Here is an 18384-nt window from a genome sequence, read left to right on the forward strand (position 1 = left end):
GTTATTGAGCATGCTCAACAAGCAATAACACCGCTGATAGCTAGATTCAGCCTTAGGATGTACGTTATGTCAGCTAACTTATCCCATACTTTAAAGCTAGACTCAGAACAAACCGCGCAGAGTGTTTTGGCGCTGATTACTGAGTTGGTTCGCGAGCTTCACCATGACCCGTCTTCCGTATCTTCCGTCGAACTAGATAGTGATTTTGACCATAATCTTGGCTTTGATAGTCTGGCGCGTGCCGAGCTTATTCAGCGGAGTGAAAAGCGGTTTGATATTGTGCTGCCGGACTCTACTTTAGCCACAATTGAAACGCCACGTGACTTAGTGCGAGAGGTGCTGCAGGCATTGAACCAAGAGGGTACTAAGGTTTCTCATCAGCTTGCAAAGCAGATTAAACTTGAACGAGTTGCTTTAGTACCAGAACACGCGCAAACCTTGCAACAGATGTTAGACTGGCAAGTAGAAGCGCATCCTGAGCGTCCCTGTTTATACATTTATCAAGGGGACAATCAGATAAGCGAAATCAGTTATCTCACCTTGCGTAATAAAGCTTTGCAAGTGGCCGCCGGACTGGTTGCACAAGACATAGCGCCAGGGGAGTGCGTGGCGATTATGCTACCAACGAGTGAAGAGTACTTCTTTAGTTTTTTTGGTATCTTATACGCCCGCGCGATTCCAGTTCCTATCTATCCGCCCACTCGTGCATCGCAAATCGAAGATCATTTAAAGCGTCATGCGAATATTTTGCACAACGCTCAAGCAAGGTTGTTGATCACCGTACCAGAAGCGAAATCATTGTCGCAGTTGTTGCGATTGCAAGTACCTGAAATAGAATCAGTTGTGACTTATTCAGAACTGGACCAGCACGCCAGCGAGTTGTGTGTTGGTGAAGCTAAAGGCTCGGATATTGCATTTTTGCAGTATACCTCGGGCAGCACAGGGTTACCTAAAGGTGTAGCGCTGACCCACTCCAATTTATTGAGCAACGTACGAGCAATGGGGCAGGTCGTTAAAGCTGATTCAAGTGACGTATTTGTAAGCTGGTTACCTGTGTACCATGATATGGGCCTTATTGGCGCTTGGTTTGGTAGCCTTTACCATGCAAGCCCCTTAGTCATCATGTCACCTTTGATGTTTCTTTCTAAGCCACAGCGATGGCTGTGGGCGATACACCATCATCATGGAACCTTGTCTCCTGCTCCTAATTTCGCTTACGAACTTTGCATCAATAAAATCGATGATAGTGAATTAGAAGGGCTAGATCTGAGTCATTGGCGCCTTGCATGGAATGGCGCAGAGCCAGTTAGCCCTAGCACCATTGAACGTTTTACCCAAAGGTTTGCCAAGTATGGATTTCGACCAGAAACCATGTCACCAGTGTTTGGTTTAGCTGAATCTTCAGTGGGATTGACTTTCCCAACGGCGCAGAGGTTGCCACAAGTCGAACGAATTCAAAGAAAGGCATTGACCTGCTTTGGTAAAGCCATTGCCGCGGAGGGAGAGGATAACGATGTGATTCAAATTGTTGGTCTGGGGCTGCCTCTTCCAGGTCATCAAATTCGGATAGTCGATGAGTTAGGGCGAGAGCTGCCTGAAAGGGAAGAGGGCGAATTGGAGTTTAAAGGGCCTTCTGCTACCCAGGGGTATTATCGTGAACCAGACAAAACTAAACTGCTTTATCATGGCGAATGGCTTAAAACGGGTGATCGAGCTTTCACCATTGATGGTGAGCTATTTATTACTGGTCGCAACAAAGACATCATTATTCGCGCTGGTCGCAATATATACCCAAATGAGCTAGAAGAGGCTGTGGGCACTATCGTCGGGGTTCGAAAAGGGTGTGTTGCGGTATTTGCTGGTCATGATAAGGAGTCGGGTACAGAGCGCCTAATCGTACTTGCCGAGTCACGAATTTGCGACGTTTCAAAGCAGAAAAAAATCACGGAGCAGATCAATCATCTCGCGGTAGACCTTCTTGGTCATCCAACGGATGATGTGTTGATCACTCCTCCACATACCATTCCGAAAACATCAAGTGGCAAAATTCGTCGGTCGGCATGTAAGGAAATGTATGAACAAGATAAATTGAGTATTCGTCATCGAGCGGTTTGGTGGCAAACACTGAGATTAATGGCAGCGGGCATTAAACCTCAGTTTAGACGTCATTGGCGCACCATTTCAGATCTCGGCTACGCTGGCTATATGTGGTTGATAATGCTGATCCTAACGCCTTTAATTTGGTGTTCAGTCGTACTCGCACCAAGGCAACAATGGTGCTGGTCTGTGACTCAGTTCGGTGCGCGTGCCCTGATATGGTTGACGAGAACCAAGTTGACTGTCACAGGGCAAGAGAACTTGCCAAGCAAAGACTCTCACTGCGTGTTAGTGGGTAATCACGCCAGTTATCTTGATGGTGTTGCTCTTATGGCATCTATGCCGATTCATTGCCACTTTGTTGCGAAAGCTGAATTGCTAAACAATCCATTTGCACGTCTTTTCCTGAGTCGATTAGATACTGAATTTGTAGAACGTTTCGATGTACAACAAGGGTTAGCTGATGCCGAAAAACTTGCGGGGGTAGCGAAAAGTAGTCAACCACTATTTCTATTTCCTGAGGGTACTTTCTATCGGATGGCGGGCTTACATGAGTTCCATATGGGGGCGTTTACCGCAGCCGCTCAAGCAAAACTACCCGTGATTCCAGTGACACTACGTGGTACTCGTTCAAAGCTCAGAGGCGACTCTCTGTTTCCACGCCGTGGGAACATCAGTGTGACCTTTAGTCCTCCTTTATTCGCCCAAGGTCGTGATTGGAATGCAGCGGTAGCGCTAAGGGATCAGGCAAGAGCAGAAATCCTTCGCCTTAGCGGAGAACCCGATTTGTCTTAAGACAAATATGTTTGATGGCTTGACCTTATCCCTAGGGTAAGGTTTAGCATAAATGGGATTGTTCATTATTAGGTGCGTTATGACGTTCAGAGTCAGCCAAAAAATTTGGATTGTTGCGATCAGCATGTTTTCGATGCTGTTCTCGACGCTATCTAGCAGCGCGCCTTTAATGAGCTTTGAAATGATGGACGCAAGCTCAATGCATCACTCTCAAAGCGCATGCAATATGCCGATGAAATCCAATCTAGAAGAACATTCCCCGATGATGACGGAGGAGTGTGAGTCCGAACCCAGTCAGCACATGTGCTGCGATGTGATGTGTATGACAGTCTTTGCCCTGCTTAATCACTATCAGCCAGTCCACTCGACTTCTAGTCATCTTGCTCTTATTGTCCGTGACGATAGAAGCGTGCCGATCAACCAAACGTCCTCCTTGTATCGCCCCCCAATAGCGTAACTCGTTTTCTATTACTTCATCTCTTTGCGATTTGTTCGTGAAGAGGCGCCTTTATGCCTTTTTAGGCACATAGAAACGGATTACTACGTGAAGACTAAACCAACTTGTCTGGCACTTACGCTAAGTGCGGCTTTGTGGTTTGCACCAACTGCTGCATTGGCTGAAGCCGATATAGCAACGCAGCCACCTCGCGATTTACTGGCGCAGATGATTGATACTGCGCTAAATAATGATACCAATCGCAAGCAGCTCTATGCCCAATCACTCGCAATGAGGGAAACGGGTATCGCTAACTCAACCTTAATGGACCCGAAACTGAAAGTGGGGTTTGGCGGCCTGCCTACCGAAAGCTTTGAGTTTGATGAAGACCCAATGACCAACATCTCGGTCGGTTTGATGCAGCAGTTCGAACGGGGGTCGACACTCGAACTGCAACGTAAGAAAGCCAGCCAACAAGCGGATGGCGTGACACTGCAATTGCAATCGCGTGAGCTTGAGGTCGCTAATGCGATGACTCAGCTGTGGTTAGAGCTAGGTTATTTGCAACAAGCTGAGCAGATTCTGAAAGAAAACAAACAGTTACTCATCGAACTACAGGGCTTTATTCAAACCAACTATTCCATTGGTAAGAGTGAATCTCAAGACTTACTCAATGCCCAGCTTCAAGTCAGCAAGCTTGATGAGCAACTGCAAGCCAACAGCCAAATGCAAACTCGATTGATCTCACAGTTTTCTGAGTGGCTAGGCATTGGCTGGCTCAATCAACACAGTGATTTGCGAGCGAGCAATCAATTAGATTGGCGTAGACTGGCTAATAAGCTAGAGCGCAGCGCAAATCAAACCGACCATTTCGAGTTACTTAAACGACACCCAATGGTGCAGATAATCGATGCTTCGATTGCTGTAAATGAAACTCTGGTCAATATCACCGAGCAAGCCTACACACCTCAAGTTGGTGTTGAAGTGATGTATGCCTATCGACAGGCAAACAACATGATGGGTGAACCGGCCTCTGATCTTGTCAGCGCCTATCTGACTGTCGATGTTCCGCTGTTTACGGGCAATCGACAAGATAGAAACCTAGCCGCTGCTCAGTATCAAGTTGGGGCGACTAAGTCTCAGAAAGATACCTTACTGGCGCAGATGAATGCCAAAGCGAACGCGTTACTTGTTGATGAACGTAACCTAAATCAACGACTTGAACGTTACCAAACCACCTTACTACCACAAGCGCGAGCAAGAATTCTCGCCGTCGAACGTGGCTATCAAAACAACACAGCGCAGTTTAGCGACGTGATAGCCGCCACGAGAGATGACCTTGCCTTGCAATTAGAACAGCAACGTTTAATGACCGATCTAAACATCGTCAAGAGTAACTTAGCGACGCTATTTAGCGCTTTCGAGTTTCAGGTCTCGCTACCTGAAATTACTCAGTAGAACAATAAGGAAGAATGATGAAAACATTTAAGGTAGCGACGATCGCACTATTGATTGGTAGTGGCATTGGCTTCGGTGTAAGTCAGTTTTTACTTAGTCACTCGCTGATGACAATAGCGGATGCTGCGGCTCCAAGTAAAGACTCAAACGAGCCCTTGTATTGGGTGGCACCGATGGATCCAAATTACCAACGCGATAAACCGGGTAAATCGCCGATGGGCATGGACCTTATCCCTGTCTATGCCGAGGATTTAGCTTCAGACGCCAACAAACCGGGTACAGTGACGATAGATCCATCGGTTGAAAACAACCTCGGAGTGAAAACTGCGGTTGTTGAGAAGCAGCGTTTGTCACCAAGGATTGAAACCGTAGGCTATGTTGCATTTGATGAAAGTCGTTTATGGCAAACCAATGTGCGTGTTGCCGGCTGGGTTGAAAAGCTCAATATCAATGCGGTAGGAGAAAAAGTCGCTAAGGGTGAAGTGCTATTTACGCTCTACTCTCCAGAGCTAATTAAAGCGCAAGAAGAGTTACTCAACGCCTATCGAACAGGTCGAAGTGGACTCGTCAAAGGGGCGACTGAACGCTTAGTCACGCTAGGGGTCGACCGTGCGCAAATCAAAGCAATCAAGAAGCGCGGTAAAGCGTCTCAGTCTATCGAGATTAAAGCGCCAGCGGATGGTGTAATCGCTAGCTTGAACATTCGCGAAGGGGGGTACTTATCTCCAGCACAAGCCGTGATCAGCGCAGGCCCGCTGGAAGAAGTCTGGGTTGATGCGGAAGTCTTTGAGCGCCAAGCGCATTGGATGCAAGCAGGCAGTATCGCCACGATGACACTTGACGCGATCCCCGATGGTCAATGGCAAGGGGAAGTGGACTATGTCTATCCCATCCTTGACCCGAGCACGCGAACTTTGCGGGTACGGCTGAAATTCCCCAACCCTAATGGTGAACTCAAACCGAATATGTTTGCCAATATTGCTCTGCAGCCCGTTACTGAAGAGTCAGTATTAACCATCCCTAGATCTGCCGTGATTCGTTCAGGAGGCATGACGCGTGTAGTGCTTGCAGAAGGCGACGGAAAGTATCGTTCTGCGCGCATCAATGTTGGTCGAGAAGCAGGCGAGAGTGTCGAGGTACTTGAAGGACTCACCCTAGGCGAAAGTGTCGTGACGTCGGCGCACTTTATGTTGGATTCTGAATCGAGCCAATCTGCCGATCTATCTCGAATTAATGGCACTGAACCGCCTGTTGAGACCGTCTGGGCTCAAGGTGAAATTACTGATGTAATGGCAGGGCATCGAATGCTGACTATCAATCATCAGGCCGTTCCAGAGTGGCAGTGGCCGGGTATGGTGATGAACTTTACCGTGGCTGAGCAGCTGAACATGCAAGAGCTAAAATCAGGTCAAGCCATAGAGTTTGAGATGCAAAAGACGCCAGAAGGTCAGTATCAAATTGTTGATTACCGAGTCGGTGACAGTGTTGTCGCCAATGAGGTGTGGTTAAGCGGAGATATCACCATGTTGATGGTGGACTTCGGCATGATTACCTTACAACATCTACCGGTCGCGGAATGGAATTGGCAGGCCGGAGAGATGAACTTCTCGGTGGGTGATGATGTGGATTTATCCGGGTTTAAGGAAGGTCAGAAAGTTCGGTTTCTAGTTGAAAAGCAAGGGGCGGATTACCTACTTAAGCAAATCACAGTGAGTGAGGAGCCAGTATGATTAGTGCGATTATTCGATGGTCGATCAGTAATCGTTTCTTAGTACTGATTGCGACTTTAGCTTTAACCTTGGGCGGTCTTTATAGCCTGAAAAATACCCCGGTGGACGCTATCCCCGATCTTTCCGATGTTCAGGTGATCATCAAGACTAGCTACCCAGGTCAAGCGCCTCAAGTCGTTGAAGACCAAGTCACCTACCCGTTGACCACTGCTATGCTCGCGGTACCCGGTGCAGAAACGGTGCGGGGTTATTCATTCTTTGGCGACTCATACGTCTATATCATTTTTAACGATGATACGGATATGTATTGGGCGCGTTCACGCGTACTTGAGTATCTAAGTCAGGTGGCGCCCAACCTTCCTTCGGGGGCGAAACCCACGCTCGGGCCTGATGCCACAGGGGTCGGTTGGGTATACAGCTATGTGTTGCAAGACAAAACAGGTCAACACGATCTGGCTGAGTTACGTTCGCTGCAAGATTGGTTTTTGAAATATGAGTTACAAACCGTTGATGGTGTGTCTGAGGTAGCGACTGTTGGCGGTATGGTCAAACAGTATCAAGTACAAATTGATCCGGCCAAACTACGCGCTTACAACCTGACGTTACAACAAGTCAACAAGGCCATTCAGCAAGGTAACCAAGAAACGGGCGCGTCAGTCATCGAGGTGGCGGAAGCGGAACACATGGTACGTACCACAGGTTACCTATCGAGTGTTGAAGATATTCAATCCTTACCACTTAAAGTGACAGACAAAGGAACGCCTTTGTTACTCGGTGATATTGCAGATATTAATCTAGGCCCACAAATGCGCCGAGGTATCTCAGAGTTTAATGGTGAAGGTGAAGCGGTTGGTGGCGTGATCGTGATGCGATTTGGTGAAAACGCCAGTGAAGTGATCACTAACGTCAAAGCTAAACTAGCAGACCTGCAGAGAAGTCTCCCTTCTGGTGTTGAGATTAAAGCGACCTATGACCGCTCAACATTGATTGATTCAGCGGTAGAGAACTTATGGAAAAAACTGGCAGAAGAGTTCATCGTGGTGGCGATTGTTTGCGCCTTGTTCCTGTTCCATATCCGCTCTTCATTGGTGATTGCGCTGAGCTTGCCTGTGGGGATTTTGTCTGCCTTCATTGTTATGCATTGGCAGGGCATTAATGCCAACATCATGTCGTTGGGCGGCATTGCGATTGCGATCGGCGCAATGGTCGATGGGGCGATAGTGATGATCGAAAATGTTCATAAACACATCGAACGTACGCCTCTCAATGACAACAACCGATGGGAAGTGATAGGTAAGGCTGCGCAAGAGGTGGGGGCACCGCTGTTCTTCTCGCTGTTGATCATTACCTTGAGCTTTGTTCCCGTGTTTGCGCTAGAAGGCCAAGAAGGCAAGATGTTCTCACCACTTGCGTTCACCAAAACCTACGCGATGGCGGCTTCAGCAGGTTTAGCGATTACGCTCGTGCCTGTTCTGATGGGCTATTTCATTCGTGGCAAAGTGCTGCCAGAGAGCAAAAACCCAGTAAACAAGGCGCTCATTGCGCTTTATCGTCCGCTACTCAATTTAAGCTTAACTTATCCTAAAGCTATGATTGTATTGGCATTAGGTCTGCTTGCCTCTGCTTACTATCCAATGAGCAAACTCGGCAGTGAATTCATTCCGCCTCTAGATGAAGGTGACTTGATGTATATGCCGACCACCTATCCGGGGATCTCTATTGGTAAAGCGCGCGAGCTATTACAACAGACCAACAAGTTAATTAAGTCTGTACCTGAGGTTGAGACGGTATGGGGCAAGATTGGTCGGGCAGAAACTGCCACTGACCCGGCGCCGTTAACCATGATCGAGACTGTGATTCAACTTAAACCCAAAGCGCAATGGCGAGAAGGGGTAACAACGGAGTCATTACGTAAAGAGTTTGATCAACTGGTTCAATTTCCTGGTTTAACCAACGCATGGGTCATGCCGATTAAAACGCGTATCGACATGTTAGCGACGGGGATCAAGACACCAATAGGTATCAAGATCGCCGGGCCAGACCTTAAGGTGATTGAGCAAATTGGTGGTGAGCTTGAACCACTTCTAAATCAAGTCAATGGAACGGCGTCGGTCTACGCTGAGCGGGTAGCAGGCGGCCGTTACGTGACAATTGATATTAAGCGTCGTTCTGCCGCTCGTTATGGACTCAATATTCAGGATGTACAGCAAGTTATCTCGACGGCCATTGGCGGAATGAATGTCGGCGAGACAATTGAAGGGTTAGAGCGCTACCCAATCAATGTTCGTTACCCACAGGACTACCGTGATTCGGTGGTGAAACTGCAAAACCTCCCACTAGTGACACCTAATGGTGCGCGTATCGCGTTGGCGGATGTGGCTGACATTCGTTATGAAGATGGCCCTCCTATGATCAAAACCGAGAATGCCCGCCCAAACGGCTGGGTGTTTGTTGATATTGATGGTCGAGATTTAGGCTCTTACGTTAACGAAGCACAGGCCATCGTCAGTGAGCAACTCCAGCTACCTGCGGGTTACTCGCTCACTTGGTCTGGTCAGTATGAGTATATGGAACGTGCTAAGCAGCGCTTGAGCGTAGTGGTGCCAATCACCATTGCCATCATTATGTTGCTGCTCTACTTCAGCTTCCGCCGAGTAGGAGAAGTGTTGGTCATCATGTGTACTCTGCCACTGGCGATGGTGGGTGGACTCTGGCTAATGCACTACCTAGGTTTCAACTTTTCTATCGCGGTCGGTGTGGGCTTTATTGCTCTTGCTGGGGTTGCGGTAGAGATAGGCGTCATCATGCTGGTTTACCTCAATCAAGCTTGGCACCAACGTAAACTCGATGCCGCGCAAAACCAGCAGTTGTTACACAAAAGCGATTTGATGGACGCCATTCGTGAAGGCGCTGGACTTAGGGTTCGTCCGGTGATGATGACAGTACTGACAGTCATCATAGGTTTGGTGCCAATAATGTACGGCGACGGAACTGGCTCTGAAGTCATGCAGCGTATCGCAGCGCCAATGATTGGCGGCATGGCGTCAGCGCTACTGCTGACTCTGCTGGTGCTGCCCGCCATCTTTAAGCTCTGGAAGCAAAGAGAGCTTTCAAAGCCATCTTCTTCCAAACAACAACTTCCAAACCAATAACTTCAATCGTAGGTGGCAATGTCATTGTTGCTGCCTACAACCTAATCGTAAGGATATAAAAGATGAAAAAGACATTCGCATTGATCACAGCAACCTTGGCAAGTTCATACGCTTTCGCTCAGATGGACCATTCGATGATGAATCATGGAGATATGGATCATAGTCAGATGATGGCAATGGATCACTCCAACATGGATCATTCAAACATGATGAATATGGAAGGCATGTCAGACGTTGGTATGCCTGCGACAGGTGCTAAACCTGACAAGGTCGTCCACGTTGTTCTCAGCGATGATATGACCATTCGTTTTAAGAAAGAGGTCAAGATTGAGCCTAATGATGTGGTCCAGTTTGTGGTGATGAATACAGGCAAGATAGATCATGAGTTTTCAATTGGTTCAGCAAAAGAGCAGCTCAAACACCGTGAGATGATGAAAACGATGGCAGGTCATGCCCATGATTCTGGCAGCACGGTGACCGTAGAACCGGGAAAAGCCAAACAGTTACAGTGGCATTTCCATGGTGACAATAAGGTGGAATTTGCCTGCAACATTCCGGGCCACGCTGAAGCTGGCATGGTAAAAAGCGCCACCTTATAGACCCAATAGCTTCGTAAAAAACGGCCAATTCCAATTGGCCGTTTTTTATTGTCAACTTAGCACGACAAACTCATACAAACTTCATATGTATTATTTCATTTTGTATACGGTATTATCACCGGAACTTTATAATCTTGAGGTAGTCATATGGCTACGCATAACAATAATTGGAAGTAAAACATGGCTAAACGTTGGCTTATATCCACTGTGGGAATCGCACTACTAGGCAGTGGCGCGTACTTATATCTGCATTCGTCTGCTGAACCAGAGTCTTTTGCCACTATTGCAGTGGCAAAGGGCACCATCGAAAAACAGGCCGTGGCAGTGGGTAAAATTGTCCCTGCGCACTCGGTATCGATTAAGTCTCAAATCGATGGAATTGTTGGAGAAATATACGCACAGGTGGGTGAGAAAGTAAAACAGGGCCAGCCTTTAATCAAAGTACGCCCAAATCCAACGCCCAAAGCCCTAACAGATGCCTCAACTGAATTAATGCGTAGCGAAGCCGATCTTGAGTCGGCGAAGCAAAAACTCGCCAACTTAGAGAGCTTGGTTAAGCAAGAGATTATTCCAAGTAACTACGACGATTATGTTAGCGCACGATCTACGGTCAAATCTGCGCAAGCAAATGTGCTGCAAAAACGTCAGAACCTTGAACTGATCCGAAGTGGTGAAGCTTCTATTGGTGATGCACGCTTAACCTCGACAATTTATGCCCCAATCGACGGCACAGTCCTTAATCGAAAAGTTGAAGTCGGTGAGCCAATTATTTCAACTGAATCTAGCCAAGCTGCGACCGAGATGATGTCTTTAGCTGATATGAATAGTCTGATCTTTAAAGGCAGTGTCAGTGAGCATGATGCTGCTCAGTTATCGCCAGGGATGCCCGTACTTCTTACCGTTGCCCCATACCCTGAGGTTGAAATCGAAGGTGTATTGACTAAAGTCGCGATTCAGTCAGAAAACCTGAACTCTCCTGACGCGAACTCCACAGCAAAGAGTTTTGATAATGGCTTTGGGGTCGAAGTGGGTGGGCTGAAAATTCCTCAGGAAATTTTGCTGCGTTCTGGTTTCTCTTCTACGGCACAAATTACATTGAAGGCGTCGGAAAATGTGCTGACATTACCCGAGCGTGTGCTCCAGTTTGATGGTGATACTCCGAATGTGTTGCTTCCTGATGGGTCAGAGCAAGGGTTCCACAAACAACCAGTAAAACTTGGCTTATCAGACGGAATCAATGTCGAAGTGTTAGAAGGGGTCGAGCTTGATGAAGAGATTATTGATAACAGCATGATGATGGGAGCTGCCCATGGCTAAGTTGCACCTATCTAAAATTAGCGTTGTGTTACTGGCAACAATGCTCAGCTTGCCAAGCTATGCGGTATCTATCGAGCAGGCATGGCAACAAGCGAAACAGAGCGATCCTAATTATGCAAAAGCCAAGATAGGTGTTCAGCTAGGTGAAACCGGTATTTCTTCAAGCCGCAGTTCGCTACTGCCCTCATTAAGTGCTGATGCTTCTGCTAATTGGAACGAAACTACACACAATACCAACAGCTACAGCGCCAACCTTTCCCAAACGATTTGGGATAGCAGCTTGTGGTCAGATTTAGACCAAGCAGAAGCAAACCTACTAAAAGCCCAATTAGAGCTGTCTCAAACACACAATGAATTGGCGCAAAAGCTACTTTCTAGTTATCTCGATATGGCCAGTGCTCAAGGTGACCTTGTATTGGCGCAAAACAAGCTAGAAGAAGGTGCTAAGCTACTCAAGATCATTGAGACAAGATACAAAGCGGGCAAAGTGAAATCCATTGATGTGGAAGAAATTAGAGCGACCCAAGTCTCGGAAAAAGCCGCGATTCTCAAGGCTCAAGCTCAGCTGCAAAGCAAAAAAGCAGAGCTTGCCGCACTGATCAATCAGGTGCCTGAAGAGGTGGACCAAATCCGTACAGATTCGCTTGTTCAGCCTCCAATGCTAGTCGAATCTCAAGAACAGTGGCTCAAATTAGCCAAAGACAGCAGCCCTGAGCTGTTGGTTGCCATGCAAAACGTTAAAGCGACTGAGTTTGCCAAAGATTCTGCACAAGGTGGTTACTACCCTACAGTGAAAGGCAAGCTAGGTTACAGCGATGACGATAGGCGATCGAGCGGTGAATTTAACGCAGGTGTTACACTAAGTGTGCCCATTGATCTCAATGGTGCGACTCGCGCTAAGGTCGATGAAGCATCGCTTAATATCTTAAGTGCTAAACAAGATTTGCGCCGGGTAGAAATAGATATCCAGAAACGCATCATCCAACGCTTTACTCAGGTTGATATCAACTGGAGTCAGGTATTGATGGCGGATGAATTGGTTGAATCACGAGCTAAGGTACTGGGCAGTAAAGAGAAGCTCTACGACGCAGGCCTTCTGGAAGTTTCTGAAGTGATCAATGCTCATAACAGTTTATTCGAAGCCAAAAACAGTCTGCAAACCAACCTGTATAATTATTGGCGTCAAAGAATCGGACTACTACAAACCGCTGGCAAGTTAGATGACAGTATCATGACTTTGATTTCTCAGGCTTTTGATTCATGAGTAGTTTGTTACAGCAAACGTGGCAAACCTTGATGGCACATAGGCTAAAAAGCATTTTAGCGATCATTGCCATTGCATGGGGCGTTATTTCCGTGGTTGTGCTGATTGCGCTCGGTGAAGGCTTCTATCGCCATCAAGTTCAGTCGCTATCGTTTATGGTTAACAATGTGCAAATCGCTTTCCCTTCAAGTACCAGTAAAGCATGGCATGGTATGCCCCCAAGACGGAAAATCACTATTGAGCAAGACAAAGTCGATATGCTCAAACAGTCGGGTTTTGTCGCGCAAGCGTCGACGGTGTACGCGAAATGGGACGCCAGTGTGACCAACATAAAAGGACAAAAGTTGTCTGGCTTCGTTAGTGGGATAGATCCCTCTTACTTTTCCTTAATGCAACGCAAGCTTGAATCTGGCTCGCGAAACATTTCGCCGAGTGATGTCATCAATCATACTCGAGTTGCTGTTCTTGGCGATCAAATTGCCAAGATGGGTAGTATTAAGGTTGGTGAACAGGTCAAAGTCAACGGTATTCCTTTCTTGGTCATTGGCGTTATTAAGGACGAAGATTCGGGAATTTCATTTGGCGATAGCCGCAAAGTGTTTGTTCCGCAAACCACTTATCTCGATCTGTGGGACGCAAAACCTTGGATGTTATTACTGAAACCAGTTGATAAGATGGACAGCGCGTCATTCAGGCAGAGTCTGGTTACCTTCTTCGCCAAGCAACTGCATTTTGATCCGAGTGATAAAGAGGCGATTGACCTGCCCGACTTAAGTGAGGGTGGTGCGCTAATTACCGGGATATTCCGCGGTATTCAGATTTTTCTTGGTGCGAGTGGCGCAATGACGATGGCCGTTGGTGCATTAGGTGTGGCAAACATTATGTTCTTATCTGTGACAGAAAGAACGCGCGAGATAGGGGTTCGATTGGCGATTGGTGCAACCCAACAATCGATATTGGGCCAGTTCATTCTCGAAGGGTTAATCTTAGTTGCCGTTGGGACAGGGCTGGGGTTAACCATCTCTTACGCGCTTGTTTCTTTGCTAAGTACAGTGACTTTACCTGATTGGCTTGGCTCGCCTGTAATTACGCCAGATTCGATTGCTTGGTCGCTATTGGTGACGCTTGTTTTAGCCCTGCTCGCTTCTTACTTTCCGGCAAGACGTGCGTCGCGTTTGACTCCGGTTATAGCATTGAGTGCGAGGGCTTAAAGATGTTGTTACCAATGAGGCAAATCTTCCAAGAGATGGCCGCAGAAAAACTCAGGTTAGGTCTGACAATTTTGGCGGTCGCTTGGGCGACACTTTGTATTGCAGCGATGTTATCTGTCGGCGAAGGGATCCGTCAGGGTGTGTTGAGAACCGCGCAAAATGGCAACGGCAATCTCATCTATCTGACCGGTGGTATGGCGACTGTCGATTACGGCGCTTTTTATCAAGGTAAGTTCTTAACTCTTAAAGCGCAAGATGCGGACGTGGTTCGCGCGTTACCTGAGGTGAAGGGGGTAGTACCGACCGCAAGATGGAATGAGCGTATTAGTGCTGGTGATCGCGACTCATGGCAAGAGCCGTTAGCGGTGACCACGGAATTTGCTTCTATGACTAATTTGCAACTTCTAGCTGGTGGGCGCTGGCTCAACCCTCTCGATCAAAAAGAGATGCGTAAAGTTGTCGTTTTAGGCTATTCGTTAGCAGCCGACCTTTTCAACCCTGTCGAGGACTTTAGCTGGTTTTCAGCAGTCACACTGCAGGTTAATCCGGTTGGAGAGAAGGTCAAAATTGGCAGTGAAGAGTTTACGGTTGTCGGGGTACTGAAAAAGAACAGCGCTGAAATTGAGCAGGGTGACCAAATCAATTACTCAAGCTTTGTTCCACTAGCCACTTGGCAGCGTTTTCACGCCAATGGCGAAATTGCGGGTATCAATGTCGAGCCTAAAGCGAATGCAGACAGAAAGATATTGGCAAAGACGATTCGCCAAGTGATTGCACGCAAGCATGGCGCAAGTGTCAATGATGAGCAAGTTGTGCAAATCGAAGATATGTTCTTGCAACAGAAAAGCATGCAGAAATTCTTAATTGGTCTACAAAGTTTCCTTGGCATTATTGGCTTTGTCACACTCGCCGTCGCAGGGGTAGGCATTGCCAACGTGATGTACGCGACAGTGAAACGCTCGACCCGTGATATCGGTGTGAGAATGGCGGTTGGAGCAACCCCTACAGCGATCCGTTTGCACTATCTGGTTCAGTCACTAATGACCATGATGCTGGGTGGTGTGCTCGGTCTTGGCGTGACTTATGCGTTGGTATCCGCACTGGGTGCAATCAGTTTGGAAGGCAACGTGTTCTACGAGCAGTTAGGCAAACCTGTTCCTGAACTGTCTTGGGTTGTGGTGCTGGTAGTGATTACGACCCTAATCATTATTGGTGTTGCTTCTGCTTGGTTGCCAGCGAATCGCGCAGCGAAAGTCAGTCCGTTGGAGGCGCTACAAAGTGAGTAATAACAATTGTGGAGAGAAAATGTCACACCAAGTGCTCGTTGAGCTGAATAATATCTGCAAATACTATTCGAGCGGAGAAGCGGAGGTTCGCGCTCTCGATGGCGTAGAACTCACGATCAATCAAGGTGAGTTCCTGTCTATTTTGGGGCCGTCTGGATCGGGTAAATCGACGCTGATGAACATGCTCGGCTGTTTGGATAAGCCGACAGCAGGTGACTACCAATTAGCAGGTCAGAACGTGGCGAGCCTAAGTGCAAATCAGCTCGCAGGGATTCGCAATCAAAGAATAGGGTTTGTCTTTCAGAGCTTCAACTTGCTCGAATACGCGACAGCGCTCGACAATGTTGCTTTACCTCTGGTTTATTCAGGCGTGAAAGCTAAAGAACGCCGTCAGCGCGCAGCGAAGTTGCTTGAACAGGTTGGGCTTGGTGACCGCCTTGATCATAAACCGAATCAGCTTTCCGGTGGTCAAAAGCAACGAGTGGCAATCGCAAGGGCACTAGTCAATGATCCGCAAATTATTTTAGCTGATGAGCCAACTGGGGCACTTGACTCAAAATCTGGCGCAGAGATTGAAGCCCTATTTAATCAGCTTCATGCTGAGGGCCGAACACTGATCATCGTGACTCACGACAATGCGCTGGCAGAACGTACCAAACGCATTATCACGATAAAAGATGGCAAAGTGATTTCTGACCGAAAACCTATTGCACAAGTAGCATGAGAAAGCGAGCCATTTGGCTCGCTGTTTTAGTTCTCGTGAGGTGGCGACATAATGTGGTGATTGGCATGATCTTGAACAGCTTTATGCCACTGCTCCAGTCTTTTCCGTGTCTGCTGCGAAGAAGGTTGCTCTAGGCAATATTGGATCACGTACTGATATTGGCTGGCAAGTTTTTCGTTTGCCTCTGTTACTTGCTGTGAGACTGAGATTGTCTGTTTTAAGCGTTTCGCTATAGCTTTATCGAATACTGAGGTCATCACTTACTCCTTAGCTGATCTTATAAACGTTAACTCGGTTAAGAGCACAGTCGGGTAGGTAGAGGGTACGATTATGTGCGTGAAGCAGGTATGGCATCCATAGCTGACCTTTACTTGGATCGGCACCAAAGCCACTAAAACTGTCAATGAAATGCCCCTGTTGGTCAAAGACCTTGATTGCTCGATTAACCAAATCAGACACAAACAACTTGCCATGGTCTAAATCTATACTGGTTGGTAGCAGGAAGTTGTCATTATCCGTACCGTAACCCTGCTGGCCGAAACTGCCAACGTATTGATCGTGACGATTGTAAATCACCACGCGATTGTTGTTTTGATCGGTGATGTACTTTTGACCATCCGGTGTAATGGTGATGTCGGTTGGTGTGAAAAACTCATTATCACCATGACCTTTTTCACCAAAGGTAGTGACTAAGCCAGTGATTCCCTGTTGATTGAGCCGCCAGCGACTAATGCGATTATTGCCAGAATCAGCAATATAGACATCGCGGCTTATCGGATCTACGGCAACACCTTGAGGCTTGAATAGCTGCCACTCTTGGTGACCCAAACCTCCAAAATAGCTAAAGGGCACCAGCTCGCCAATTAACTCGTCATATTGATAAATCGTCACAATACCGCTTATGTAGTTGCTGACGACCAGTAAAGGTATATCTGGGTTGAGTTGGCCGAGTAATGGCGACGAAGGGGTTAAAGAGCAGATGCCAAGTGAGCCTGGTAAAAGAGGTAAGCTACCCGGCCTAGCGGCATCTGGTTGAGTGTTTTCTGTCGCTTGCAGTTGATAGTTGCCAGCGTCAACGAGCCAAAGCAGCTGGTTTGGGTCATCAAACTTATCACCTAGGAATATTCGAACCCAGGTTTGTTGCCATTTTTGCGTCCACTCCATCTGGGTACTTAAGGTCATTGAAAGCCAGGAAGGTGCATCGATTTGGTGAATCGAATTTAGCCATTTATCTTGCTGTTCAAAATGTTTTTCCCACCATTCGCTAATAATAGGATAACGACTTTCGGAGTTGTTTGTTGGAACGGGAGAGATATCGCCAGCCACCGAGGTGACAAAGTGCAGCTGTCCTTTTTTATCTCGCTCATCGCTTAATTGATCAATCAATAATGTAGATATAGGTAGCTGAGGTGATAATTCTGCCCAGTCGATCTGATGAATCTGTAAAGAAGCGAGAATGGGTTCGGTAATCAACAGGCGATTTTGGTCAAGTTTGGTGATTTGTATTGGTGAGAAGAAGCCGGTTATGTTACCTGAAAAATGGCCATCAATATCGTAAACAGAGACTGAATACTGTTTGGCTCCTGGGATAAGAATTCGGTTATCAATGATTGAGACATCGCGCGCGAGGTCGATACCATCTAGATAGGTTTTCCCGTTTGCGAATGGAACGGGCTTTCCCTCCCAATCACAGCGAACTACAGTAGCAAAGCCAGTATTAGCGATGTACAGATGACCGTCGAGATCGCAACTCAGTCCTTGAGGCCATAAAAAGTGAACAGGCTCTTTGGCTTGGATGGCTGTGATGTCTCTTAACCATTTACCTTCGTCATTGAAAATCACCAATCGACTTTCACCGTTTTCGCCTTCGTAAAACTCATCAGCCACACACAGCTTATCCTGATAGAAAGCCAATCCGTTTGGTCCTTGTAAGTTGATTGGATCCCCCTTGCCAAAATTGCTGATTGAGTGGATGCTGAGCGCTTGATTGTATTCAAGGATATGGATACGTTTGTTGGCAATGTCGCTGACGTAAATCCAAGGTTTATCAGGATGGGGTAACAGGCGAAAAGGCATATTGAACTGTTGGCTGCCATTGCCAACACTGCCAAAGCTAGCTAACAACTTGTCCATTTTTCGGTCGAAGACGAGTATACGATTGTGTGCGGTATCTGCTAACCAAATTCGACCAAACTTGTCGGTACAGTTGCCGACAGGAGTATTGAGTGAAACGTTTCCCGCCGTACGACAGGGGAGGTTAGGTAAATGTGTTATCTGCTTACCGATATAGGTGTGATAGGTGATTCCCATATTAA

At 47.2% G+C, this 18384-nt stretch carries 13 protein-coding genes; 11 read left to right on the plus strand and 2 right to left on the minus strand.

From position 1 onward, the window contains the following. Window positions 1-66: 66 nt before the first annotated feature. From ZX61_RS05770 to ZX61_RS05815, 11 genes are all read left to right on the plus strand, one after another. Entirely contained in the window at window positions 67-2892 is a 2826-nt protein-coding gene (locus ZX61_RS05770) for an AMP-binding protein (RefSeq protein WP_049843745.1), read from the plus strand. A 79-nt stretch (window positions 2893-2971) separates the two neighbouring features. Then, window positions 2972-3349: a hypothetical protein gene (locus tag ZX61_RS23575; protein WP_235431294.1), complete on the plus strand. Its 378-nt coding sequence runs from the start codon at window positions 2972-2974 to the stop codon at window positions 3347-3349. An 87-nt stretch (window positions 3350-3436) separates the two neighbouring features. Then, the gene (locus ZX61_RS05775) at window positions 3437-4786 is read left to right on the plus strand and encodes a TolC family protein (RefSeq protein WP_049843746.1); all 1350 of its coding nucleotides are present in this window, start codon (window positions 3437-3439) and stop codon (window positions 4784-4786) included. A gap of 17 nt (window positions 4787-4803) precedes the next feature. Then, window positions 4804-6516, plus strand: a complete 1713-nt coding sequence (locus tag ZX61_RS05780) for an efflux RND transporter periplasmic adaptor subunit (protein WP_049843747.1) — start codon at window positions 4804-4806, stop codon at window positions 6514-6516. Then, window positions 6513-9668, plus strand: a complete 3156-nt coding sequence (locus ZX61_RS05785; RefSeq protein WP_049843748.1) for an efflux RND transporter permease subunit — start codon at window positions 6513-6515, stop codon at window positions 9666-9668. The genes ZX61_RS05780 and ZX61_RS05785 overlap by 4 nt, the downstream gene beginning before the upstream one ends. A gap of 62 nt (window positions 9669-9730) precedes the next feature. Continuing rightward, a complete protein-coding gene (gene copI, locus ZX61_RS05790) occupies window positions 9731-10267 on the plus strand; it encodes a copper-resistant cuproprotein CopI (RefSeq protein WP_049843749.1) in 537 nt (178 codons plus the stop codon). A 180-nt stretch (window positions 10268-10447) separates the two neighbouring features. Beyond that, window positions 10448-11584 (plus strand): efflux RND transporter periplasmic adaptor subunit, encoded by a 1137-nt coding sequence (locus ZX61_RS05795; protein WP_049843750.1) that lies wholly within the window; start codon window positions 10448-10450, stop codon window positions 11582-11584. Continuing rightward, window positions 11577-12848, plus strand: coding sequence for a TolC family protein (locus ZX61_RS05800; protein ID WP_049843751.1), 1272 nt, complete (start codon window positions 11577-11579; stop codon window positions 12846-12848). The genes ZX61_RS05795 and ZX61_RS05800 overlap by 8 nt, the downstream gene beginning before the upstream one ends. Beyond that, a complete protein-coding gene (locus tag ZX61_RS05805; RefSeq protein ID WP_049843752.1) occupies window positions 12845-14059 on the plus strand; it encodes an ABC transporter permease in 1215 nt (404 codons plus the stop codon). Before ZX61_RS05800 ends, ZX61_RS05805 begins: the two co-directional genes overlap by 4 nt. A 2-nt stretch (window positions 14060-14061) precedes the next feature. Next, on the plus strand, window positions 14062-15345 hold the full coding sequence (locus ZX61_RS05810; RefSeq protein ID WP_049843753.1) for an ABC transporter permease: 1284 nt from the start codon (window positions 14062-14064) through the stop codon (window positions 15343-15345). Between the two features lie 19 nt (window positions 15346-15364). Then, complete coding sequence (locus ZX61_RS05815; protein ID WP_049843754.1) at window positions 15365-16069, plus strand: ABC transporter ATP-binding protein; 705 nt, start codon at window positions 15365-15367, stop codon at window positions 16067-16069. Between the two features lie 26 nt (window positions 16070-16095). Here ZX61_RS05815 and ZX61_RS05820 read toward each other — a convergent pair whose 3' ends face one another. Together ZX61_RS05820 and ZX61_RS05825 are read right to left on the minus strand one after the other, a co-directional pair. Further along, entirely contained in the window at window positions 16096-16326 is a 231-nt protein-coding gene (locus ZX61_RS05820; protein ID WP_049843755.1) for a hypothetical protein, read from the minus strand. Window positions 16327-16336: 10 nt separating this feature from the next. Further along, window positions 16337-18379, minus strand: coding sequence for an NHL repeat-containing protein (locus ZX61_RS05825; protein ID WP_049843756.1), 2043 nt, complete (start codon window positions 18377-18379; stop codon window positions 16337-16339). Window positions 18380-18384 lie beyond the last annotated feature (5 nt).

Source organism: Vibrio sp. VPAP30 (assembly GCF_001188205.1).
In the GTDB taxonomy this organism is placed as follows: domain Bacteria; phylum Pseudomonadota; class Gammaproteobacteria; order Enterobacterales; family Vibrionaceae; genus Vibrio; species Vibrio bivalvicida.